Origin of the sequence: Polaromonas sp. YR568 (genome assembly GCF_943372955.1) — a bacterium.
GTDB lineage: Bacteria > Pseudomonadota > Gammaproteobacteria > Burkholderiales > Burkholderiaceae_C > Polaromonas.
In genome coordinates this window covers 234,006-255,994 of record NZ_CALSAL010000003.1, presented here as the reverse complement: position 1 = coordinate 255,994, position 21,989 = coordinate 234,006, and the positions used below count along the sequence as shown (strand labels likewise).

The 21,989-nt window shown below is 63.0% G+C and carries 19 protein-coding genes; 10 read left to right on the top strand and 9 right to left on the bottom strand.

Annotated elements, in window-relative coordinates:
* The first annotated feature begins 87 nt into the window (after window positions 1-87).
* The gene (gene miaB / locus AAG793_RS11425; protein WP_341908315.1) at window positions 88-1,431 is read left to right on the top strand and encodes a tRNA (N6-isopentenyl adenosine(37)-C2)-methylthiotransferase MiaB; all 1,344 of its coding nucleotides are present in this window, start codon (window positions 88-90) and stop codon (window positions 1,429-1,431) included.
* A gap of 45 nt (window positions 1,432-1,476) precedes the next feature.
* Here the strand turns inward: miaB and AAG793_RS11420 are convergent, their stop codons facing one another.
* Complete coding sequence (locus AAG793_RS11420; RefSeq protein WP_341908314.1) at window positions 1,477-2,172, bottom strand: RraA family protein; 696 nt, start codon at window positions 2,170-2,172, stop codon at window positions 1,477-1,479.
* A gap of 28 nt (window positions 2,173-2,200) precedes the next feature.
* Window positions 2,201-3,178 (bottom strand): tripartite tricarboxylate transporter substrate binding protein, encoded by a 978-nt coding sequence (locus AAG793_RS11415; protein ID WP_341908312.1) that lies wholly within the window; start codon window positions 3,176-3,178, stop codon window positions 2,201-2,203.
* A gap of 75 nt (window positions 3,179-3,253) precedes the next feature.
* Between AAG793_RS11415 and AAG793_RS11410 the strand changes: the two genes are divergently transcribed.
* On the top strand, window positions 3,254-4,012 hold the full coding sequence (locus AAG793_RS11410; RefSeq protein WP_341908309.1) for a GntR family transcriptional regulator: 759 nt from the start codon (window positions 3,254-3,256) through the stop codon (window positions 4,010-4,012).
* Window positions 4,013-4,057: 45 nt separating this feature from the next.
* On the opposite strand, the gene ffh is transcribed toward AAG793_RS11410, so the two are convergent.
* Entirely contained in the window at window positions 4,058-5,416 is a 1,359-nt protein-coding gene (ffh, locus tag AAG793_RS11405; RefSeq protein WP_341908307.1) for a signal recognition particle protein, read from the bottom strand.
* A 137-nt stretch (window positions 5,417-5,553) separates the two neighbouring features.
* Between ffh and ccsA the strand changes: the two genes are divergently transcribed.
* The 8 genes from ccsA (at window position 5,554) to AAG793_RS11365 (ending at window position 15,933) form a co-directional block, all read left to right on the top strand.
* Complete coding sequence (gene ccsA, locus AAG793_RS11400; protein ID WP_341908306.1) at window positions 5,554-6,354, top strand: cytochrome c biogenesis protein CcsA; 801 nt, start codon at window positions 5,554-5,556, stop codon at window positions 6,352-6,354.
* Window positions 6,351-6,590, top strand: coding sequence for a PP0621 family protein (locus tag AAG793_RS11395; protein ID WP_341908304.1), 240 nt, complete (start codon window positions 6,351-6,353; stop codon window positions 6,588-6,590). The genes ccsA and AAG793_RS11395 overlap by 4 nt, the downstream gene beginning before the upstream one ends.
* The gene (locus AAG793_RS11390) at window positions 6,591-8,303 is read left to right on the top strand and encodes an ATP-binding protein (RefSeq protein ID WP_341908302.1); all 1,713 of its coding nucleotides are present in this window, start codon (window positions 6,591-6,593) and stop codon (window positions 8,301-8,303) included. It abuts the gene before it with no gap.
* A 10-nt stretch (window positions 8,304-8,313) separates the two neighbouring features.
* Window positions 8,314-9,801: a sigma-54 dependent transcriptional regulator gene (locus AAG793_RS11385; protein WP_341908300.1), complete on the top strand. Its 1,488-nt coding sequence runs from the start codon at window positions 8,314-8,316 to the stop codon at window positions 9,799-9,801.
* Window positions 9,788-10,399: a 1,6-anhydro-N-acetylmuramyl-L-alanine amidase AmpD gene (gene ampD, locus AAG793_RS11380; RefSeq protein WP_341908298.1), complete on the top strand. Its 612-nt coding sequence runs from the start codon at window positions 9,788-9,790 to the stop codon at window positions 10,397-10,399. Before AAG793_RS11385 ends, ampD begins: the two co-directional genes overlap by 14 nt.
* A gap of 562 nt (window positions 10,400-10,961) precedes the next feature.
* On the top strand, window positions 10,962-13,871 hold the full coding sequence (locus AAG793_RS11375) for a ribonucleoside-diphosphate reductase subunit alpha (RefSeq protein WP_341908296.1): 2,910 nt from the start codon (window positions 10,962-10,964) through the stop codon (window positions 13,869-13,871).
* A gap of 167 nt (window positions 13,872-14,038) precedes the next feature.
* Entirely contained in the window at window positions 14,039-15,274 is a 1,236-nt protein-coding gene (locus AAG793_RS11370; protein ID WP_341908294.1) for a ribonucleotide-diphosphate reductase subunit beta, read from the top strand.
* Between the two features lie 221 nt (window positions 15,275-15,495).
* Window positions 15,496-15,933, top strand: coding sequence for a histone H1-like DNA-binding protein (locus AAG793_RS11365; protein WP_341908292.1), 438 nt, complete (start codon window positions 15,496-15,498; stop codon window positions 15,931-15,933).
* A 96-nt stretch (window positions 15,934-16,029) separates the two neighbouring features.
* Here AAG793_RS11365 and AAG793_RS11360 read toward each other — a convergent pair whose 3' ends face one another.
* The 6 genes from AAG793_RS11360 to AAG793_RS11335 form a co-directional block, all read right to left on the bottom strand.
* Window positions 16,030-16,932 (bottom strand): carbohydrate kinase family protein, encoded by a 903-nt coding sequence (locus AAG793_RS11360; RefSeq protein WP_341908290.1) that lies wholly within the window; start codon window positions 16,930-16,932, stop codon window positions 16,030-16,032.
* A 28-nt stretch (window positions 16,933-16,960) separates the two neighbouring features.
* Window positions 16,961-18,151: a DUF3426 domain-containing protein gene (locus AAG793_RS11355; protein WP_341908288.1), complete on the bottom strand. Its 1,191-nt coding sequence runs from the start codon at window positions 18,149-18,151 to the stop codon at window positions 16,961-16,963.
* Between the two features lie 99 nt (window positions 18,152-18,250).
* Window positions 18,251-19,225, bottom strand: a complete 975-nt coding sequence (locus AAG793_RS11350) for a 50S ribosomal protein L11 methyltransferase (protein ID WP_341908286.1) — start codon at window positions 19,223-19,225, stop codon at window positions 18,251-18,253.
* Window positions 19,226-19,313: 88 nt separating this feature from the next.
* Entirely contained in the window at window positions 19,314-20,663 is a 1,350-nt protein-coding gene (gene accC, locus AAG793_RS11345) for an acetyl-CoA carboxylase biotin carboxylase subunit (protein WP_341908284.1), read from the bottom strand.
* 15 nt (window positions 20,664-20,678) lie between these two features.
* Entirely contained in the window at window positions 20,679-21,134 is a 456-nt protein-coding gene (gene accB / locus AAG793_RS11340; RefSeq protein WP_341908282.1) for an acetyl-CoA carboxylase biotin carboxyl carrier protein, read from the bottom strand.
* A 309-nt stretch (window positions 21,135-21,443) separates the two neighbouring features.
* The gene (locus AAG793_RS11335; RefSeq protein ID WP_341908279.1) at window positions 21,444-21,989 is read right to left on the bottom strand and encodes a TlpA disulfide reductase family protein; all 546 of its coding nucleotides are present in this window, start codon (window positions 21,987-21,989) and stop codon (window positions 21,444-21,446) included.

The window sequence follows — 21,989 nt, the reverse complement described above, 5'->3', positions numbered from 1 at the left end:
TCGGTATCCGGCAAGGCGCCGGACCCCTCGCCTGAAACGACATTCCGCCGCACCGCCGCGGCCACCCCACCTTCTGCATTGCAAGCCATGAGTAAAAAAGTCTTCATCAAAACCTTCGGCTGCCAGATGAACGAGTACGACTCGGACAAGATGTCCGACGTGCTCAACGCGGCACAGGGCTACGAGCCCACACAGGATGTGGAAGAGGCCGACCTGATTCTCTTCAACACCTGCTCGGTGCGCGAAAAGGCGCAGGAGAAGGTGTTCAGCGACCTGGGCCGCGTCAAGCACCTGAAGGAAAAAGGCGTGCTCATCGGCGTTGGCGGCTGCGTAGCCAGCCAGGAGGGTGCAGCCATCATCCAGCGCGCACCGTATGTGGATGTGGTGTTTGGTCCGCAGACGCTGCACCGCCTGCCGCAGCTGCTGGCCAGCCGCGCAAGCCAGGGCAAGCCGCAGGTGGACATCAGCTTTCCGGAGATCGAGAAATTCGACCACTTGCCAGCCGCTCGTGTCGACGGCGCCAGCGCCTTCGTGAGCATCATGGAAGGTTGCTCCAAATACTGCAGCTACTGCGTGGTGCCCTACACCCGGGGCGAAGAGGTCTCACGCCCGTTTGATGACGTGCTGGTGGAAGTGGCGGGCCTGGCTGATCAGGGCGTCAAGGAAGTCACGCTGCTGGGGCAGAACGTCAACGCCTACCGCGGTCCGATGGGCGACACCGCTGAAATGGCGGACTTCGCCACGCTGCTGGACTATGTTTCGGACATCCCCGGCATTGAGCGCATCCGCTATGTGACCAGCCACCCCAACGAATTCACCCAGAGCCTGATCGACGCCTACGCACGACTGCCCAAGCTGGTGAACCACCTGCACCTGCCGGTGCAGCATGGTTCAGACCGCATCCTGATGGCGATGAAGCGTGGCTACACCGCCATGGAATACAAGAGCACGGTGCGCAAGCTGCGCGCCATCCGCCCCGATCTGGCGATGAGCAGTGACTTCATCGTCGGCTTTCCCGGCGAGACCGAAGACGACTTCGACCGCATGATGCGGCTGGTGGACGACATCGGCTTTGACACGTCATTCAGCTTCATCTACAGCCCGCGGCCCGGCACACCAGCAGCTGCGCTGCACGACGACACGCCACATGCCGTCAAGCTCAAACGGCTGCAGCGCCTTCAGGCGGCGATTGACCAGAGCGTCACCGCCATCAGTGCCAGCCGGCTGGGCACGGTGCAACGGGTGCTGGTGGAAGGTGCGGCACGCAAATCCACCAACGCGCTGTTCGGCCGCACCGAGTGCAACCGCGCCGTGGTGTTTGATGGCCCGGCGCGACTGGTCGGCCAGCTGGTCGATGTGAAGATCACCGATGCGCCGATGCGCTCGCTGCGCGGCGAAGTCATCACCCGGGAAGTGGCGACCGCCGCCTGAACGCCGGGGCGCCAGGGCGCCAGTCAGCGCCGCAGCGGGGCCGGCTCAGGCCGCTGTTTTCTTGCCGGACGGGTCGTAGTCCGGGCTCTGCAGATGGTGGTAGCTGTGCTGGCTGCGGGCCTCGTCCATGCGCATGCCTTCACGGATGCGGTCGCGGATCGCGTTTTCCTTCGCAGTGATCTCTTCCGCATAGGTCAGCACGGTTTCCTGCATGGACTTTGGAATCACCACCACGCCGTCGGCATCGCCGCGCAGCAGGTCGCCCGGGTACACCGTGACGCCGCCAATCTGCACTGGCACCTGCAGCCCGGCCAGCTGAATGCGACCCTTGCCAGTGCGCATCCAGTTGCCGCGGCTGTAGATCGGGTAGTTCAGCTCGCTGCACAGGGCCACATCGCGGTTGATGCCGTCAATCACCGTGCCAGCCATCTTTCGCTGGTGGGCCATTTCGGTGAGGATGTTGCCCCAGGTGCCGACGTCGTCGCGGCCCCGGTTGTCGATCACGATCACGCTGCCTGTCGGCACGTCGTCGATGAAGTCCCCCACATGGCCTTCTTCACCGACTCCAGGGGGACGGTACAGCACGGTGTAGGCATGGCCTGCCATGCGGAACTTGCGGTCGCAGGGCGCGATCTTGTAGCACTGGCCGGCGATGCCGGCACGGTCCAGCGCATCGCTGAGGGCGGCGCAGTCGAGCTTGAGCGCGCGGGCGATGTAGGAAGCGGAAAGGTCCTGGGTCATGGCATCAGTCTTCGGGTCACTTGTCATGTCAGTCAGCACGGATGTTGGAGGTCTTGATGACCTTGGACCAGTAGTCGATGTCCTTGCGCACCACGCTGTCGAGCTGAGGCGGCGTCATGTAGCGGATCTCGACACCAGCGGCTTCGGCAGACGTGCGCACCTGCGGCGACTGCAGGGCCACTTTCACGGCATCGGTCAGTTTGTTGACCACGGCTGGCGGCGTGCCCATGGGTGCAAACAGGGCCACCCACGCTTCGAGCTCAAAGCCGGGGAAGCCGGCCTCGGCTGCGGTCGGCACATCAGGCATCTGCGGCAGGCGCTTGGGCGCGGCCACGGCCAGTGCGCGCACCTTGCCCGACTGCACAAAACCCAGCAGCGATGGCGGTGTGGCCACCGTCATCTGCACATTGCCAGCCACCACGTCCAGCATGGCGGGCCCGGCGCCGCGGTAAGGGATGTGCGTGATGAAAAGCTTGTTCTGCTGCTTGAAGAGTTCCACGCCGACATGCGGCACCGAGCCGTTGCCGGAGGTGGCGTAGTTCAGCTTGCCGGGATTAGCGCGGGCGTAGTCCACCAGTTCACGCAGGTTCTTCGCAGGCACCGAGGGATGCACCGCCAGCACATGGGGCGACACCACCAGCATGCCCACCGGCGTGAAGTCACGCACCGGGTCCCAGCTCAGATTGGCGTACATCGACGGGTTGCCAACGTGGAACATCGAGTAGCCGACCAGCAGGTTGTAGCCGTCCGGCGCAGAGCGGGCCACCGCCGTGGCCGCGATGTTGCCACCGGCACCGGCCTTGTTGTCGATCACCACCGGCTGACCCAGCGTCTGCGCCATCGACGGCAGCACCATGCGGGCGACGGTGTCCAGAATGCCGCCGGGTGGCACGGGCACCGTCAGCGTGACGGGGCGTGAAGGGTAAGGCGCCTGCGCCCAGCCTGCGCCCACCAGGCCCAACCAGCCGGTCAGGCACAGCGCGAGAGCGCTCAGTGGATGTTTCATGAAGTTGTCTCCTTTGTATGATGACGAGATTCAATAACTAAAATATCAGTTAGCGCCTTTAATATATCAAATGGCATGTCTGACACATCGCTCAATCTGACAAACCCCTCGCTCGCAAGGGACGGCGGCACATCCAGCTTGCCGGAGCGCATTCGCGCCGAGTTGCTGCACGACATCGAAAGCGGCGTATTGACCCCGGGCTGCGCCGTGGACGAGAAAAAGATCGCAGACCGCTTCGGTGTGTCGCGCACGCCCGTGCGGGAGGCGCTGCTGATGCTGGCGGCCCAGCATCTGGTGCGCATCGTGGCGCGCTCAGGCATTCACGTGCATGCGCCCGAACCGGCCGAGCTGGTGAGCATGCTGGAGGCCTTGTCAGAGCAGGAGGCGGTGGTCGCGCGCCTGTGCGCGCTGCGCATGAACCCCGCGCAGCGGCAGGCACTGCAACGCGCCTGCACCGCCACCGAAGACGCGGCGCGCAACGCAGACCGCCACGGTTACGAACGCGCCAACACGCAATTCCATGAAGCGCTCTACGACGGCTGCGGTAACGCGGTGGTGGTGGAGGCAGTGCGTCAGCTGCGGCTGCGACTGGCCGCCTTCCGGCGAAGGGTGCGGGACCAGCCAGGGCGACTGCAGTCATCAGCCGCCGAGCACCGGCAAATCACTGACTGTCTGCTGGCCAACGATCCCGAAAACGCAGCCCACGCAATGCGTGAACATATTCTGGCCAAGGGCCGTGGTTATGCCGACCTGCTGCTGGCGCCACCGGCTGCATCCTCGTCACCGCAATCATTCCATTCGCCGCAAAAAGCTGCGGGTGGGCGCAGGGCTTGAACTGAAGAACCTGATGGGCTGAAAGGCGGAGCGGCGGAGGGAGCCTCAGAACTTGGGCATGCCCTTCATGCCGCCCATGCGCTTCATCATTTTCATCATGCCGCCGCCCTTCATCTTCTTCATCATGCCCTGCATCTGCTCGAACTCGTTGAGCAGGCGGTTGACTTCCTGAACCTGCACACCCGATCCAGCCGCGATGCGGCGCTTGCGGGTGGCCTTGATCAGTTCGGGCTTGCGGCGCTCCAGCGGCGTCATGCTCTGGATGATGCCTTCCTTGCGCTTGATGTCGCGCTCGGCCTTGTCCATGTCGACCTGGCCGGCTTTGGCAGCCATCTGCGCCGGCAGCTTGTCGAGCAGGCTGGACAGCCCGCCCATGTTTTTCATCTGCTGCAGTTGGCCGAGAAAATCGTTGAGATCAAAGCCGTCGCCCGACTTGATCTTGGCCGCCAGCTTCTGTGCCGCCGCCACATCCACACCGGCGGCCACCTGCTCGACCAACGCGACGATGTCGCCCATGCCCAGGATGCGACCCGCATGGCGCTCGGCGTCGAACACCTCCAGCCCGTCGATTTTCTCGCTGGTGCCCGAGAACTTGATAGGCGCACCGGTAATCTGCCGCACGCTCAGCGCCGCGCCGCCGCGTGAGTCGCCATCGGTCTTGGTCAGGATGATGCCGGTCAGCGGCAGCGCTTCCTTGAAGGCCTTGGCCGTGTTCACCGCATCCTGGCCCTGCATCGCGTCGACCACGAACAGCGTCTCGACCGGCTTCAGGATCGCATGCAGTTCCTTGATCTCGGCCATCAGGGCTTCGTCAATCGCCAGCCGGCCTGCGGTGTCGACCAGCAGCACGTCGAAGAAATGTTTGCGCGCGTAGTCGATCGCCGCGCGGGCGATGTCGGCAGGCTTCTGCTCTGGCGTGCTCGGGAACCATTCGGCACCGGCCTGCGCGGTCACGGTCTTGAGCTGCTCAATGGCTGCTGGCCGGTATACGTCGCCCGACACCGTCAGCACTTTTTTCTTGCGCTTTTCGATCAGGTGCTTGGCCAGCTTGGCGGTGGTGGTGGTTTTACCCGCGCCCTGCAGGCCAGCCATCAGGATCACCGCCGGCGGCTGGGCCGCCAGGTTGATGTCGCTCACGCCCTCGCCCATGGTCGCCGCCAGCTCGCGGTTGACGATGCCCACCAGCGCCTGGCCCGGCGACAGTGAACCCATCACCTCCTGGCCCAGCGCCTTCTCCTTGACGCGGGCGATGAAGTCGCGCACCACCGGCAGGGCGACGTCCGCCTCCAGCAGTGCCATGCGCACCTCGCGCATCATGTCCTGTACATTGGATTCGGTGATGCGGGCCTGGCCGCGCATCTCCTTGACGAGGCGGGACAACTTGTCGGTGAGGGCTGAAGCCATGGAAGGGGTCCGAACGCAGGAACTGCAAAAAGGAGAAAAGGCCGCGCACCTGTGGGTGCGGCGCACGGTGTGCCGACGGATCGACATCGTCGCCCGTCGGGCCCGTGGAAAGCCGGGCGACGCGCTAAACTGTCGTCATGATTTTAGCTTCGAGCAATGGGTGGGGTCTGGCCATGGCCATGGGCGCCGTGGCAGCGTATGCAGTGCTGGCCGTGGCCGCACCGAGGCTGCCAACCCTCACGGTGCGCAGCCTGCTGGGCGTGGCCTGGTTGCTGCATGCGTTAACGCTTGCTGAAGGGCTGCTGGGCTCACCGCCACGTTTCGGCTTTGCACCCTCGCTGTCGGTCACGGTCTGGCTGGTGGTCACGGTCAATGCGATTGAAAGCCGGCTCTATCCCAAGCTGCAGGCGCACTGGTCGCTCGCCGGACTGGGCAGTGCCGCCGTGGTACTGGCGCTGATTTTCCCCGGCTCGACCTACCACATGATCGCCTCGCCGTGGCTACCGCTGCACTGGGCGCTGGGCATCGCCTCCTACGGTTTGTTCGCCGCAGCCGTGGTTCATGCCTGGCTGATGGGTCGCTCGGAAAAAGCCATGCGCCTGGCGACTGAGGGCCAGGAAGGCGTGCCCTTGCTCACGCTGGAACGGCTGACCTTCCGCTTCGTCGAAGCCGGCTTCGTGCTGTTGTCTGCCACGCTACTGGTGGGCTGGCTGTTTGCAGAAGCGCTGTACGGTCCCAAGCTGACTGGCATGTGGAACCACAAGACCATCTTCTCGGTGCTGGCCTGGCTCACCTTCGCCGGCCTGCTGATTGGCCGGGCCCGCATGGGCTGGCGCGGCCGCAAGGCGGTGCGGGTGCTGTATCTGGGCTCCGGCCTGCTGCTGTTGGGTTACGCAGGTTCGCGCTTTGTCCTGGAAGTGATTCTGGGGCGCCCATGAAGTACATCCTGATCTTTGGGCTCGTGCTGCTCGTGGCCTGGCTGTGGCGACGCCATCGGATGCAGGGAAAGTCAGATGCCTCCGGCAAACCCTCTGCGCCGACCCCGGCCCGGGGCATCACGCCCATGGTGGAATGCGGGCTCTGCAAGGTTCACTTGCCGCAATCCGAAGCCATCCCGGGTGCATCAGGCGCCCTTTATTGCAGTGAAGCACATCGCCGCCAGTCCGGGGGCTGAATGAGCGACGCTTCCCGCTGGTTCGGTGTGAGTGACGGCGGCTCCGCCGCCTGGGTCAACGAACCGGATGCCGGCTCCTTCGGCCGCCTGTGGCGCGTCTTCATGACCGCCCGCGTGGCGATTGCAACGGTGCTCGTGCTGCTTCAGGCCTTTGTCTATGCGCTGGGCAGTACCGTCAACCAGCTGTCGATTGCCGTGTGCATCGGTTATCTGGTGGCCACGCTGGCTGTCCGTGTGTGGTTCAGCCCGCGGCCGCCTGGCCGCACCTTCGACGCCCAGTGGCTGTCCAGCATCGGCGTGGACGTGCTGGTCTTTTCCGCGCTGAACTACCTGCAGGCCGGCGGCATCAACTACACGCCGCTGTTTGCCTTGCCGGTGTTGCTGTCGTCCGTGCTGGGCCCCATCCTGCTGGCTTTTGGTACCGCCGCCAGCGTGACCCTGCTGCTGCTGGGTGACGCGTGGTGGAGTTCGCTGCAGACCACCGGCGACAGCAGCGCGCGCTTTCTGCAGTCGGGCCTGAGTGGATCGGGGTTCTTTCTGGTGGCCCTGCTGGCCAACCAGCTGTCGATGCGCCTGGCCCGCGAAGAGCAGCGCGCACAGCGCAGCCAGTCGGCCGCACGCATGCAGACGCAGGTCAACGAGCTGGTGATTGAGGCGCTGTCCGACGGCGTGCTGGTGGTGGACATGAATGGCGTGGTCCGGTCGGCCAATCCGGCCGCCCGGCGATTGCTGACCACCGGCGAGGCGGTCCGGGCAGCCCCCTTCATCCTCGCGACCGACGCGGCATGGCAACCACTGGCCGAGCTGGCACACCTGACATTTGCCGCGCAATGCGAGCAACAGGAAGACATCCGGCTGGAGCATCCCGGTGGCACCGGCCGCCGGCTGCATGTACGCACCCGCCTGGCCATTTCACACGACGCCTCGCAGGAAAGCCTGTGCGTGATGTTTCTGGAGGACCTGCGCGAGATGGAAGCGCGCATCCGCACCGAAAAGCTGGCAGCCATGGGCCGCATGTCGGCTGCAGTGGCGCACGAGATCCGCAACCCGCTGGCGGCCATCTCGCAGGCCAATGCCCTTCTGGAGGAAGACCTCCACGATGCCGGCCAGCGCCAGCTCACCACCATGGTGCGGCAGAACGCGCAGCGTCTGGCCAGAATCGTCGACGAGGTGCTGAACATATCGCGGGTGCAGGGACAGATTCCCCCGGCCCACACCGTCTCGCTGGCGCTGGACGACGCGGTGCAGCGCATTGCGAGCGACTGGGCGGTACAAACCTCGGCCGGTCGCCGCCTGCGGGTCAGCACCACCGCGCCGGATGTGTTTGTGCAGTTTGAGATCGATCACCTGCGGCGCGTGATGATCAACCTGCTGGACAACGCACTGCGCTACGCCAGCGCCGCGCCCGATGCGATGGAAGTCACCACACAGGTCACCGGCCCCGACCAGGCGCGACTCTCGGTCTGGAGCGATGGCCAGCCGCTGGAGAGCTCGGTACAAACCCACCTGTTCGAGCCTTTTTTCTCGTCGGAAAGCCGCTCCAGCGGTCTGGGTCTGTATATTTGCAGGGAGCTGTGCGAGCGGCATGGCGCCACCATCGGCTACCAGCGCGTCGCGCGCGCCGCGACAGAAGGCAACGAATTTTTCATCATGCTGAGAACCACTCCCCGCCCCGCCGACGCGCCCCTGCTGTTCGACTCCCTGCCTGCCTGACCCCTTCACCATGACACAGACGGCCCCCGCAACGACCGCTGCACGCATCCTGGTCATTGACGATGAACCGGATTTGCGCACGCTCTATGAGCTGACGCTGCTGCGCGAGGGCTATCAGGTCGAGGCTGCAGCCGATCTGCTGCAGGCGCGCGAACAGATCAAGGCGCATCGCTTCGACGCCGTCATCACCGACATGCGCCTGCCGGACGGACTCGGTCTGGAATTGCTGCGTGAACTGGTGCTGCAGCAGCGTCCTGAGCGCTGCGTGGTCATCACTGCGCATGGCTCGGCAGAGAACGCGGTGGAGGCCCTGAAGGCCGGTGCCTTTGATTACCTCACCAAACCGGTGGATCTCAAACAGTTCCGCAGCGTGGTGGCTTCTGCCGTTCAGGGAGGACGCGCCCAGTTGCCCGCAGCCCGTGCCGACAAGCCGGCTGCAGCGGACACAGCGGCGGCCCTCGCAGCCCACGGTAAAAAGCCGGAAGACGCATCGGCCATCCTGCAGCGGCTGGTAGGCGAATCGGCGCCGATGCGCGCTGTGAAGGCCCGCATCATGAAAGTCGCCGGCAGCATGGCACCGGTGCTGATTCAGGGGGAGTCGGGCACCGGCAAGGAACTGGTCGCCCGGGCTGTCCACGACTGTAGCCACCGAGCAGCCGGCCCTTTCGTGGCCGTCAACTGCAGCGCCATTCCAGAGAACCTGCTTGAAGCCGAGTTCTTCGGTGCCCGCAAAGGTGCCTACACCGGGTCCACCCAGGACCGTCAGGGTTACTTTCAGGCCGCCAAGGGGGGCACGCTGTTTCTCGACGAGATCGGGGACCTGCCACTGGCCATGCAGTCCAAGCTGCTGCGCGCCATCCAGGAGCGCACCGTGCGCCCGCTGGGGTCGCCGCAGGAAGACGTGGTGGACGTCCGCATCGTCAGCGCCACGCACAAGGACCTGGCCGCCGCCGTGTCGTCTGGCGAGTTCCGCCAGGACCTTTTTTACCGCCTCAACGTGATCGAGATCCGCGTGCCGGCCCTGCGTGACCGACGCGAGGACCTGCCCGCACTGTGCCAGGCACTGCTCACGCGCATCTGCCAGGAGTCGGGCTTTGAGGTGCCGGTGCTGGACGACAGCGTGATGGCCCAGTTGCGGCTGCGCCCGTTTGACGGCAATGTGCGCGAGCTGGAAAACACCCTGCACCGCGCGGTGGCACTGGGTGAGGGCAGTGAACTGCATTTTGATGCGCCAACCAGTTCGCGGGTGCCTCCATCGGCCGCAGCACCGGCCATCCTGCCCGACAACCTGCAGGATTTTCTGGATGAGCAGGAGCGCGCCATCCTCTCGAAGGTGCTGCAGGAAACCGGGTTCAACCGCACGGCCGCAGCGGCGCGACTGGGCATGAGCCTGCGGCAGATCCGCTACCGCATTTCCCGGCTGAACATCATCACACCCGGGCATGAGGACCTGACTCCGCCGTCGGAAGACGACGCCGCTGACCATGCCGGCACCTGAAACCGCTTCGAGCGGAATTCCACACCACACCCCTGCGCTCTGGCAGGGCGGCTGGTACCGGTTTGCGCGCGTGCTGGAGTCCCCGAACAAGGGGCTGCGCCCGGCAGGGGCGCTGATTGACCTGATCGTCATCCACTCCATCAGCCTGCCGCCGGGAGAGTTCGGCAACGGCCAGGTTCAGCGGCTGTTCACCAACACGCTGGACTGGGATGCGCACCCCTACTTCCAGGGCATACGGGGACTGCAGGTGTCGTCCCACTTTTTCATCTCGCGCGAAGGCGCCCTGTGGCAGTTTGTCAGCTGTGACGAGCGGGCCTGGCACGCGGGCGAGTCGAGCTACCGCGGCCGCACGCAGTGCAACGACGACTCCATCGGCATTGAACTCGAAGGTCTGGAAGGCAACCCCTTTGAAGCGGCACAGTACGAAACCCTGAGCGGCCTCTGCGCCTCGCTGGTGCAAGCTTACCCAGTGACCCATATTGCCGGGCATGAGCACATCGCACCGGGCCGCAAGCACGACCCCGGCGCCGGCTTTGACTGGCCTTTGCTTCGGCAGTCACTGGCTCTACCGCCTCAGTGTTTTCCCTCAACTGCGTGAGGCGTTGAACACGTCTGCGACGTTGACGCGCAGGTCTGCCGCGATGCCACGCCAGCGCCACGCACCGAGGTTATTTTTACCCGCCCAGCATTGACGGGCGCTGCCACCGAAAAATGCGCCGAAACGCGCGCCATTGCGTTGTGTGCGCCTGAGAACGCCGATGCAGCAAGGCTTTCAGGCCACCTCACAACCGGCTCACCCAAACGCGCTGATGGCCCCTGTCAGGCGACTAAAAAAGACCCGGTCGCAGCGAACGGGCGTCTTCGGGCGATACACTACCGGTAGTGGCTTGTGTTCCCCCCACACCCTAGGTATAGTGTCTAAGCCCTAAATGGTTTGCAGTGACCCAAGCACCCGTCCAGGGCCACTGCAGCAAGGAACGAAGACCTGTCAAGACACCCGAGAAAGACCGCACATCAGCTGACCGCCACAGCAGACCACCGGAACCTGCCCCTGTATTGATTGCACCGTTTACGACACCGTTTGACCGCACAGTTTGACCGCACCGTTCGACACACCAGCCGCCCGCCACGACCCCATAAAACAAAGCAAAGAGGAAGCCATGCAAACACACCAACACGCCGAGCCCGCCAGCCCCATGACCATGGCCAGCCAGACTGCGACCGGCACTACCCACGTACAGAGCAACCCGCTGTCCCACTACCAGATCATTCGCCGCAACGGCGGTGTCGTGCCTTTCGAGCCGAACAAGATCGCCGTGGCCATGATGAAAGCCTTCCTGGCCGTGCACGGCACCCAGGGCGCGGCATCAGCCAGCGTGCGCGAAACCGTCGATGGCCTGACGCAGGCCGTGATCCGCGCGCTGGTGCGTTCGCGCCCCGGCGGCGGCACCTTCCACATTGAAGACGTGCAGGACCAGGTGGAACTGGGCCTGATGCGCGGCGGCCACCACGAGATCGCCCGCGCCTATGTGCTGTACCGCGAAAAGCGCACGCAGGAACGTGCGCGCCAGCCGCAGACCCAGGCACCGGAAACCCCGATGCTGCACGTCACGGACCGTGGCAACCGCATCGCGCTGGATGTGCGCAAGCTGCAGGCCCTGATTGAGGCCTCATGCGCCAACCTGGGCGCCGACGTCAAGCCTGACCCGATCGTGGCCGAGACCATGCGCAACCTGTATGACGGCGTGCCGATCGACGAGGTCTACAAGGCCTCCATCCTGGCTGCGCGCACGCTGATCGAAAAAGACCCTGATTACACCTACGCCACAGCGCGCCTGCTGATGCACACCATCCGCAAAGAAGTGCTGGGCGAAGAAGTCAATCAGGAAGACATGGCTGTGCGCTATGCCGAGTACTTCCCGCAGTTCATCGCCAAGGGCGTGCAGAACGAACTGCTCGACGAGAAGCTGCAGCAGTTTGACCTGGCCCGCCTGGGCGCCGCACTCAAGCCCGAGCGCGACCTGAAGTTCGACTACCTCGGCCTGCAGACCCTGTTTGACCGCTACTTCCTGCACGTGCGCAAGCAGCGCATCGAGCTGCCACAGGCTTTCTTCATGCGCGTGGCCATGGGCCTGTCGCTCAACGAGATCGACCGCGAAGCTCGCGCCATCGAGTTCTACGAAGTCCTGTCGTCCTTCGACTTCATGTCGAGCACGCCCACCCTGTTCAACGCCGGCACACTGCGCTCGCAGCTGTCTTCCTGCTATCTCACCACGGTGGCCGACGACCTGGGCGGCATCTACGACGCCATCAAAGAAAACGCCCTGCTCTCCAAATTTGCAGGCGGCCTGGGCAACGACTGGACACCGGTGCGTGCGCTCGGCGCCCACATCAAGGGTACCAACGGCGAATCGCAGGGCGTCGTGCCTTTCCTGAAAGTCGTCAACGACACGGCTGTGGCCGTCAACCAGGGCGGCAAGCGCAAGGGCGCTGTCTGCGCCTACCTGGAGACCTGGCACCTCGACATTGAGGAGTTCCTGGAGTTGCGCAAAAACACCGGCGACGACCGCCGTCGCACGCACGACATGAACACCGCCAACTGGATTCCCGACCTGTTCATGCGCCGCGTGATGGAAAAAGGCAGCTGGACGCTGTTCTCGCCTTCCGACACGCCCGACCTGCACGACAAGTTCGGCAAGGAGTTCGAGAAGATCTACACCGCCTACGAAGCCAAGGCCGAGCGCGGCGAGATCAAGCCATCCCGCAAGGTCCAGGCGACCGACATGTGGCGCAAGATGCTGTCGATGCTGTTTGAAACCGGCCACCCCTGGATCACCTTCAAGGACGCCTGCAACGTGCGCTCGCCACAGCAGCATGCCGGCGTGGTGCACTCGTCCAACCTGTGCACCGAGATCACGCTCAACACCAGCGACACCGAAACCGCAGTCTGCAACCTCGGGTCTGTGAACCTGGTGCAGCACCTGAAAGACGGCGCACTGGATCACGACAAGCTCAAGAAGACGATCACCACTGCCATGCGCATGCTGGACAACGTGATCGACATCAACTACTACGCCGTCAAGAAGGCCCGCGACTCCAACATGCGCCACCGTCCGGTCGGCTTGGGCATCATGGGTTTCCAGGACTGTCTGTACGAGCTGCGCGTGCCCTACGCCTCGCAGGAAGCCGTCGAGTTCGCCGACAAGTCCATGGAAGCCGTCTGCTACCACGCCTACTGGGCCTCCACCGAGCTGGCCAAGGAACGCGGCCAGTACGCCAGCTACAAGGGCTCGCTCTGGGACAAGGGCATCCTGCCACTGGACACGCTGGACATGCTGGCCGAGCAACGCGGCGGCTATGTGGAAGTGGATCGCTCGTCCACTATGGACTGGGAAGCGCTGCGCCAGAAGATTGCCAAAGACGGCATGCGCAACTCCAACTGCGTGGCCATCGCCCCGACCGCAACCATCTCCAACATCATCGGTGTGGACGCCTGCATCGAGCCCTGCTTCGGCAACCTCTCGGTCAAGTCCAACCTGTCCGGCGAGTTCACCGTGATCAACCACTACCTGGTGCGCGACCTCAAGCGCCTCGGACTGTGGGACGACGTGATGGTGGTAGACCTCAAGCACTTTGACGGTTCACTGCGCCCCATCGACCGCATTCCGCAGGACATCAAGGGCCTGTACGCCACGGCGTTTGAAGTGGAGACCACCTGGATTGTGGAAGCTGCGGCGCGTCGCCAGAAGTGGATTGACCAAGCCCAGTCGCTCAACATCTACATGGCTGGCGCGTCGGGCAAGAAGCTCGACGACACCTACAAGCTCGCATGGCTGCGTGGCCTCAAGACCACTTACTACCTGCGCACGCAGAGCGCCACGCACGCGGAGAAATCCACTGTGACCGCAGGCAAGCTGAACGCCGTGTCGTCCGGCTCGGCTGCATCGGGTGGTGGCGTGAGTGCACTCGATGCCGCAGCGGCAGCAGCGCAAATGCAGATGAGCACCACCGCTGCGACCGACATCAAGTTCTGTGCGATCGACGATCCTGGCTGCGAGGCTTGCCAGTGATGCAGACATCGACAAGTATCGAATTGCGCGATGAAATTCATTGCTCAGTTCGTTGTGAAGTCGATGCGAATTCGATGCAATAGAGCAACACAATTTTGCAGCGATGTGAATGAACACTTTTCATTTTGTATCGCTGCTTTCATAATCCCAAAGTATTGGAAACCTCTATGTTGACCTGGGACGAAGAAGTCACACCATCGTTGCAAAACCCTCTTGCCAGCGGCATGCCTGCCAGCCGCTCGATGGAACTTCCGCCTCTTTCTTCTGCGCAGTCACCTCAGCCTCAAGTCCGCATGCTGGACGATGGCGCGTTCACTGCAGCACCGGCAAAAGTGGCAGCTCCTGCCGCTCAACCCGCAGGCACTACCACCACACCGCCCACCGCACTGCGCGTCAAAGCCTCTGACAAACGCATCATCAACGGCCAGACCGACGTCAACCAGCTGGTGCCGTTCAAGTACAAGTGGGCCTGGGAAAAGTACCTCGCCACCTGCGCCAACCACTGGATGCCGCAGGAAGTGAACATGACGCGCGATATCGCGCTGTGGAAAGACCCGAACGGCCTGACCGAAGACGAACGACGTCTGGTCAAGCGCAACCTCGGCTTCTTCGTGACTGCCGACTCGCTGGCCGCCAACAACATCGTGCTGGGCACCTACCGCCACATCACGGCGCCCGAGTGCCGTCAGTTCCTGTTGCGCCAAGCCTTCGAGGAGGCCATTCACACCCACGCCTACCAGTACATCACCGAATCGCTGGGCCTGGATGAGAGCGAGATCTTCAACGCCTACAACGAAGTCCAGTCCATCAAGGACAAGGACCAGTTCCTGATCCCGTTCATCGCGGTGATCTCCGACCCCAACTTCAAGACCGGCACGCCGGAAGCCGACCAGACCCTGCTCAAGTCGCTGATCGTGTTTGCCTGCCTGATGGAGGGCCTGTTCTTCTACGTCGGCTTCACGCAGATTCTCGCGCTGGGTCGCCAGAACAAGATGACCGGCGCTGCCGAGCAGTACCAGTACATCCTGCGCGATGAGTCCATGCACTGCAACTTCGGCATCGACCTGATCAACCAGCTCAAGCTGGAGAACCCGCACCTCTGGACGGCGGAGTTCAAGGCAGAGATCAAGGCGCTGTTCCTGAAAGCCGTTGAACTGGAATACCGTTATGCCGAAGACACCATGCCGCGCGGCGTGCTGGGTCTCAACGCTTCGATGTTCAAAGGCTACCTGCGCTACATCGCGAACCGCCGCGCCACGCAGATCGGACTTGAAACACTCTTCCCGAACGAGGAGAATCCGTTCCCGTGGATGAGCGAAATGATTGACCTGAAAAAAGAGCGCAACTTTTTCGAAACCCGCGTCATTGAGTACCAGTCCGGTGGTGCCCTGTCGTGGGACTGACCGGCTGATGCATCGATCAGTCAGCGCCGACGAGACAAGCAAGACATAAAGACAATGATTTCTAGAATTGCAAAAGCCAATGACGTTACCGCAGAGTGCGCGCTGGGTTTTGCTCCTGTGTTCGTGGTGCTGGGCCCGGTTCTCCGTGAGCCCAACACCGTGAATCGCTTTACGTACTCCAAACGTGAAGTGCTCTTTGCAACGTGATCAAGGAGAAAACTATGGCAACTGCGAAAAAACCTGCGGCTAAAAAAGCTGCTCCGAAGAAAGCGCCGGCTAAAAAAGTAGCGGCAAAGAAGGCTCCTGCGAAAAAAGCAGCAGCTAAAAAAGCTCCGGCCAAAAAAGCGCCAGCGAAAAAAGTAGCAGCCAAGAAGCCTGCTGCGAAAAAAGCGCCAGCGAAAAAAGTAGCGGCCAAAAAGCCAGCTGCGAAGAAAGCCGCCGCGAAAAAGCCAGCTGCGAAGAAAGTAGCGAAGAAAGCTGCTGCCAAAAAGCCAGCAGCGAAAAAGCCTGCAGCCAAGAAAGCAGCGAAAAAGCCCGCTGCGAAGAAAGCCGCGAAAAAACCTGCTGCCAAAGCACCCGCTGCTGCGGCTGCCCCTGCGGCTCAGACCACTCTGAACCCGCAAGCTGCCTGGCCGTTTCCTACAGCCAGCAAGCCCTAAGCAGTAAGGTATTTCTGCTGAAGCCCGGCGTCGCAAGATGTCGGGCTTTTTTCATGGGGCGAACGGCTTCGCATGCCATCCCCCGCGCCATCATCGTCAGCCCTCGATCATTGCCGCATCAATGGTGTAGTTCTGACCGCCCCGGCTGGCAATCTTCAGGGCGCCGACCTTGTTGCCCAGCGCAGCGCAGCGCGCCAGCGACCAGCCCCGCTCCAGGCCGAAGAGCAGTGCGCCGCGGAAGGCGTCGCCACAACCTGTCGGGTCAACCACCACGTCAGCCTTGACGGGCGGCACCACGGTTTTCTCACCGCCCACCCACACCTCGCAGCCTTCAGCACCCAGCGTCACCACCAGGCCCTGCACGCGGGTCGACAGCTCTGCGCAGGAAAGACCTGTGCGGTCGCACAGCATGCGGGCTTCGTAATCGTTCACCGTGACCCAAGTCGCCAGGTCCACGAAATGGGTCAGCTCCGCCCCATCAAACATCGGCAAGCCCTGGCCCGGGTCAAAGACAAATGGAATACCCGCCGCCTTGAACTGCTCCGCATGCTGCAGCATGGCATCGCGGCCGTCCGGCGAGATGATGCCGATGGCGATGTCCTTGCGGGCCTCGATGCGGGTGAGGTGGGCCTGCATCATCGCGCCGGGATGAAAGGCGGTGATCTGGTTGTTGTCACGGTCGGTCATGATCATCGCCTGCGCGGTGTAGGTGTCACCCACCTGCCGGACAAACTCGGTGCTGATGCCGAGCCCCTTCATGCGCTCGACGTACTCTGCACCATCGCTGCCGACAGTAGCCATCGGCAGCGGCTGGCCGCCAAGCTGTTGCAGGCTGTAGGCGATGTTGCCGGCACAGCCGCCGAACTCGCGGCGCAGGGCCGGGACCAGAAAGGACACATTCAGGATGTGCAACTGGTCCGGCAGGATCTGCTCGGCGAAGCGCCCCTCGAAACTCATGATGGTGTCAAAAGCCAGGGATCCACAAATTACAGCAGCCATTCAGGTTCTCAATTCAGTCAGGTTGGGGTCAAGGGTAAAAGGCAAGAATGCGATAGCCGGCCACACGCAAAGCGTTGGGGGTGGGTGCCGAATCGGATGACGCTGTCGCCGCAGGCACCAGGCCGTCTCTGTCCACCTTCAGTGCCACCACGCCCGATACCTCGGCGCGTGCGGCAAGCACTGCGGTCATCACACCGAACTCGGCCGGGCCGAGCACGCGGCGCAGGATCGCCTGGTCCTGGTTGTCTGTCAGCGTCAGTTCCAGCGATGGCATCTCCAACACGGTGGTGCCGGTGTTCTTGAGCGTGAAGCTCAGGCGGTAGGTGTCTGCGCCGATGCGGTTGAAGGTCGAGCTGTCGATCACCAGCGACTCGATCTGGCGCGGCGACCGGATCTGGCACTGGAGCGGGCCGCACAGGGCTTGTATCACCGGCAGCAGTTGCGGGTGTGTGACGGCCAGGGTGTCGCGGTTCTGGATCAGCACCTGCAGCGCCAGCACGGCCATCAACACCAGTGAGACACCACCGAGAGCGACCTTGACCAGTGGCTTTTGCCAAAATGCCTTGCGCCGCGCATCCCGCACAAAAGACACATCCTCTGGCAAAACCGAGTCGGCGGGGACGGCATCGGCAGGCAGGCTGGACTCGCCGAAGAGCGAACTGTCCCCTCGCCCACTGCCGCTCGCCTGAAAACGCCCGGGCGTGGAGTCCCACGCATCCGACGGCTTCACAGCGAAGTCTTCGTCAGCCGGGAAAATGTCTCTGCGGGTTGGCTGTCGCGCTGGATCGCGGGCCTGTCGCCAGAGGTCTGCATCCGGGTCGTCGCTGCTGTCGCTATCCTGGATGTTGTCCTCGAGGTTATCCTTGATGACGTACTTGACGCTGTCTATCGACGGCGTCATGGGCATTGGCAACGGTGTTTCGGGCAATGGTGATGCCACCGGATGAACCGGGGAAGCCATGTGGTCCTGCCCACCTCGAGGGACCGGCTCATCATCTGGCGTACGCTCCGCTGCGCGCAGTGGCAATGGCTCCGCCTCAGGGGCATCGGGACTGGCGGCAGGTGCTGAACCGGGCAGTTCGCGCGGAAGCAGGTACGCCGTCGCATCAAACACCTCTGCGCATTGGCCGCATCGCACCCAGCCCTGCGAGACTTTGAGTTGATCGGCCACGACTTTGAACATCGTGCCGCAAGCGGGGCAGCGCGTAATGAGGCTCATCTAGCGCCGTATTGTAGGGGCCGTTACCAACGGTCACCGGTGGTTACGGTGTCTGGAAACATCGCTGGCGGAGGGGCGTGCCCGCCGTCCAGGGGCCGCTCAGAAGCGGGCGGTCATCAGAATCCAGCCCTCTTGCGCATCGTGCACGGTGAGCTGGCAATACGGCGCGTAAGCCGCCTTCAATTCATCGGCCTGCCGGTCCAGAATGCCCGCCAGCACGAGGTTCCCGCCTTTTTCCACATGGGCGCACAGCAACGGCGCCAGCACCTTGAGCGGGGTGGCCAGGATGTTGGCCAGCACCGTCTGGTACTGGCCGTGGGCCTTGTCGGGCAAGCCGGCATGCAAGGTGACATGGTTCGCCTCGGCGTTGGCCAGCGTGGACTCCACCGCTGCCGGGTCAATGTCCACCGCGTCAATGTCGCTGGCACCGAACTTCGCTGCACCAATCGCCAAGATGCCGGAGCCACAGCCATAGTCCAGCACGCGACCCAGATCATTTGCCGAAGCCGTCGAACGCAGCGAAGGGCCGCCCCGAGCAAGTTCAGCCCCCTCGGGGGGCAGGGAGGACACGTCAGTGCCGAGCGTGGGGGCACCATTTTTTGCGATCCAGCGCAGACACATCCGCGTTGTCGGGTGTGTGCCGGTGCCGAAAGCGAGGCCCGGGTCAAGCCGGATGACCTGTTTGGCCTCGGCCGGCAGCTCATGCCAGGTCGGCACGATCCAGAACTCCGGCGTGATGTCGACCGGTGCGAACTGTGACTGCGTGAGGCGCACCCAGTCCTGATCCGGCACGGGCTGCACCGCGACCACGCGGCATTCGGCAAAAAAATCCTGCAGGGAAAGCAGTTGCGCCGCGTTGCGCGCCTGCTCCTCCGTCTGGAACAGCGACACGACCCGGGAGCGCTCCCAGCCGGCCTTGGGCGGCGGCATCCCCGGCTCGCCAAACAGCGCCTGCTCGGCAGGCGTCTGCGCGTCGGCATCTTCCACCGAGACACTCAGGGCATCCAGCGCGTCCAGTGCATCACTGAGCGTTTCCACCTCATCGACAGGCGCCAGCAAAATCAGTTCAAACATCGTTTATCGCCTCACGGAAAACTGCACGCCTAAGCCAGTGGGCAGTCTGTTCAAGCAGGAGCCGCGGGACGTGAGCAGGCAGTAGTGGCTAACGGTCCCGTTTTGACAGCCACTCTTCCAGGTAATGGATGTTCGTTCCGCCATCCATGAACTTCGCGTCCACCATCAACTCGCGGTGCAGCGGAATGTTGGTGTTGATGCCTTCGACCACGGTTTCGGCCAAAGCCGTGCTCATGCGGGCCAGCGCCTGTTCGCGGGTGTCGCCGTGAACGATGATCTTGCCGATCATGGAGTCGTAATTGGGCGGCACGAAATAGTTGGCATAGATGTGCGAATCCACGCGCACGCCCGGGCCGCCCGGCGTGTGCCAGGTGGTGATGCGACCCGGCGACGGCACAAACTTGTACGGGTCTTCTGCATTGATACGGCACTCGATCGCGTGGCCCTTGATCTGGATGTCGCGCTGGGCAAAAGGCAGCTTGTAGCCAGCAGCCACCATGATCTGGGTGCGGACGATATCTACACCGGTGATCCACTCTGTCACCGGGTGCTCGACCTGCACGCGGGTGTTCATTTCGATGAAATAGAACTCGCCGTTCTCGTAGAGGAACTCGAAGGTACCCGCACCGCGGTAGCCGATCTTCTTCACCGCCGCCACGCAACGCTCGCCGATGCGTTCGATCAGCTTGCGAGGAATGCCGGGTGCCGGGCCTTCCTCGATGACCTTCTGGTGGCGGCGCTGCATGGAGCAATCGCGCTCGCCGAGCCAGACCGCATTTTTATGCTGGTCAGCCAGAATCTGGATTTCGATGTGCCGGGGGTTCTGCAGGAATTTCTCCATGTAGACCTCCGGGTTGCCAAACGCAGCACCGGCTTCCGCCTTGGTGGTCTGCACCGCATGCAGCAAGGCCGCCTCGGTATGCACCACCCGCATGCCACGGCCGCCACCGCCGCCAGCGGCCTTGATGATGACCGGGTAACCGACCTGCTTGGCGGTGCGCTTGATCAGCACAGGGTCGTCCGGCAGTGCACCTTCCGAGCCAGGAACGCAGGGCACGCCCGCCTTGATCATGGTCTGCTTGGCCGACACCTTGTCACCCATGATGCGGATGGATTCTGGCGTTGGGCCGATGAACTTGAAGCCGCTCTTTTCCACCCGCTCGGCAAAGTCGGCGTTTTCACTCAGGAAACCGTAGCCGGGGTGGATGGCCTCGGCGTCGGTGACTTCCGCCGCCGAAATGATGGCTGGCATGTTGAGGTAGCTGTGGGACGACGGTGCCGGGCCGATGCAGACGGATTCGTCCGCCAGCTTGATGTATTTGGCCTCGCGGTCAGCCTCGGAGTAGACCATGACGGCCTTGACACCGAGTTCACGGCAGGCGCGCTGGATACGCAGGGCGATTTCGCCGCGGTTGGCGATCAGTATCTTTTTAAACATGGGGCAGGCGCCCGCTCATTCAATGATGAAAAGAGGCTGGCCGTACTCAACGGCCTGGCCGTTTTCCGACAGGATCTTGGTCACGGTGCCGGACTTGTCGGCCTCGATCTCGTTGAGGATCTTCATGGCCTCGATGATGCAGATCGTCTCGCCTTCCTTGACCACGCTGCCCAGTTCGACGAATGGCTTCGCACCGGGGCTGGCGGAGCGGTAGAACGTTCCCACCATGGGTGACTTCACGGCATGGCCGACAGCGGCGGCGGGCGCGGCTTCGGCGGCGACTGGGGCGGCTGCAACCACAGGCGCGGGGGCAGCCGGTGCGGCCGCGGCGACTGCGGGCTGCTGCATCACAATGGGGGCACCGCTGGACTTGACGATGCGTACCTTGCCTTCTGCCTCGGTGATTTCGAGTTCAGATACATTGGACTCTGACACGAGGTCGATCAGTGTCTTGAGCTTTCTCAGATCCATGGGTTCTCTCCAACGACGGTCCCTGTGGGCAGCGTGAACCCGCTGCACCACGTCCTGACAGGGCGGAAGGAATGAGGCTGGCACCATCTTCCTTCTTTTTTGATTTACTTTTTGCTTTTGCGCTCTACAGCGCTCATCAGCAAACCATCACGCAGACCAGCCACGACGGCCGCCCCGCGAAAGGGCAGAGTGTACATCATGCCCAAGGGCTGTAAACACCCTTCAAACCATCTGAAAAAATCATCAGAACAGGAAAATGGCCGCTATTGACGGAATTTAATTGCTTTTTAGCAGCAGATAAAAATCAAACTATCTGAGCTGCACCCAGGCTGCCAGATCCTCCGGGCTGACTTTGCCCGTTTTGCGGTGCAGCAGCTCGCCTGAACGGCCAAACACGGCAGAAAAGGGCAATCCACCCGAAAGATTGCCCAGCGACTTGCTCAACTCGGTGCCGCTCAAGCCCGCCATGCCGACCGGAAAGCTGAGCGGCTTGCTTTTCAGCCAGTTGCGCACCGCACTGGGCTGGTCGACGGCCAAGCCCAGCACGGCAACGCCCTGGGCCTGATTTTGCCGGTAAAAACTGTCCAGCAAGGGCAGCTCTTCGATGCACGGCGGGCACCAGGTCGCCCAGAAATTGACCAGCAACAGCTTGCCCTGAAAGCTGCTCATCGCCAGATTGGCGCCGTCCGGAGTGTCGAAGTTGAGCGCCCAGAAGGCCTGGCTGGCGGCATCGGGTCGCCCGGTTGCTGCGGCGGCGGGCACGTCGTGCGGGCGGAATTTCCACCACGCCACCGAGGCACCGGCCAAGCCAGCCGCCAGGGCCGTGCCGCCGTACAGCATGTTTCTGCGATTCAC

What these genes read in the sequence shown, in the direction of transcription:
- miaB (WP_341908315.1), top strand. Translation starts at nt 88, where the DNA reads ATGAGTAAAAAAGTCTTCATCAAAACCTTCGGCTGCCAGATGAACGAG.
- AAG793_RS11420 (WP_341908314.1), bottom strand. Translation starts at nt 2,172, where the DNA reads ATGACCCAGGACCTTTCCGCTTCCTACATCGCCCGCGCGCTCAAGCTC.
- AAG793_RS11415 (WP_341908312.1), bottom strand. Translation starts at nt 3,178, where the DNA reads ATGAAACATCCACTGAGCGCTCTCGCGCTGTGCCTGACCGGCTGGTTG.
- AAG793_RS11410 (WP_341908309.1), top strand. Translation starts at nt 3,254, where the DNA reads ATGTCTGACACATCGCTCAATCTGACAAACCCCTCGCTCGCAAGGGAC.
- ffh (WP_341908307.1), bottom strand. Translation starts at nt 5,416, where the DNA reads ATGGCTTCAGCCCTCACCGACAAGTTGTCCCGCCTCGTCAAGGAGATG.
- ccsA (WP_341908306.1), top strand. Translation starts at nt 5,554, where the DNA reads ATGATTTTAGCTTCGAGCAATGGGTGGGGTCTGGCCATGGCCATGGGC.
- AAG793_RS11395 (WP_341908304.1), top strand. Translation starts at nt 6,351, where the DNA reads ATGAAGTACATCCTGATCTTTGGGCTCGTGCTGCTCGTGGCCTGGCTG.
- AAG793_RS11390 (WP_341908302.1), top strand. Translation starts at nt 6,591, where the DNA reads ATGAGCGACGCTTCCCGCTGGTTCGGTGTGAGTGACGGCGGCTCCGCC.
- AAG793_RS11385 (WP_341908300.1), top strand. Translation starts at nt 8,314, where the DNA reads ATGACACAGACGGCCCCCGCAACGACCGCTGCACGCATCCTGGTCATT.
- ampD (WP_341908298.1), top strand. Translation starts at nt 9,788, where the DNA reads ATGCCGGCACCTGAAACCGCTTCGAGCGGAATTCCACACCACACCCCT.
- AAG793_RS11375 (WP_341908296.1), top strand. Translation starts at nt 10,962, where the DNA reads ATGCAAACACACCAACACGCCGAGCCCGCCAGCCCCATGACCATGGCC.
- AAG793_RS11370 (WP_341908294.1), top strand. Translation starts at nt 14,039, where the DNA reads ATGTTGACCTGGGACGAAGAAGTCACACCATCGTTGCAAAACCCTCTT.
- AAG793_RS11365 (WP_341908292.1), top strand. Translation starts at nt 15,496, where the DNA reads ATGGCAACTGCGAAAAAACCTGCGGCTAAAAAAGCTGCTCCGAAGAAA.
- AAG793_RS11360 (WP_341908290.1), bottom strand. Translation starts at nt 16,932, where the DNA reads ATGGCTGCTGTAATTTGTGGATCCCTGGCTTTTGACACCATCATGAGT.
- AAG793_RS11355 (WP_341908288.1), bottom strand. Translation starts at nt 18,151, where the DNA reads ATGAGCCTCATTACGCGCTGCCCCGCTTGCGGCACGATGTTCAAAGTC.
- AAG793_RS11350 (WP_341908286.1), bottom strand. Translation starts at nt 19,225, where the DNA reads ATGTTTGAACTGATTTTGCTGGCGCCTGTCGATGAGGTGGAAACGCTC.
- accC (WP_341908284.1), bottom strand. Translation starts at nt 20,663, where the DNA reads ATGTTTAAAAAGATACTGATCGCCAACCGCGGCGAAATCGCCCTGCGT.
- accB (WP_341908282.1), bottom strand. Translation starts at nt 21,134, where the DNA reads ATGGATCTGAGAAAGCTCAAGACACTGATCGACCTCGTGTCAGAGTCC.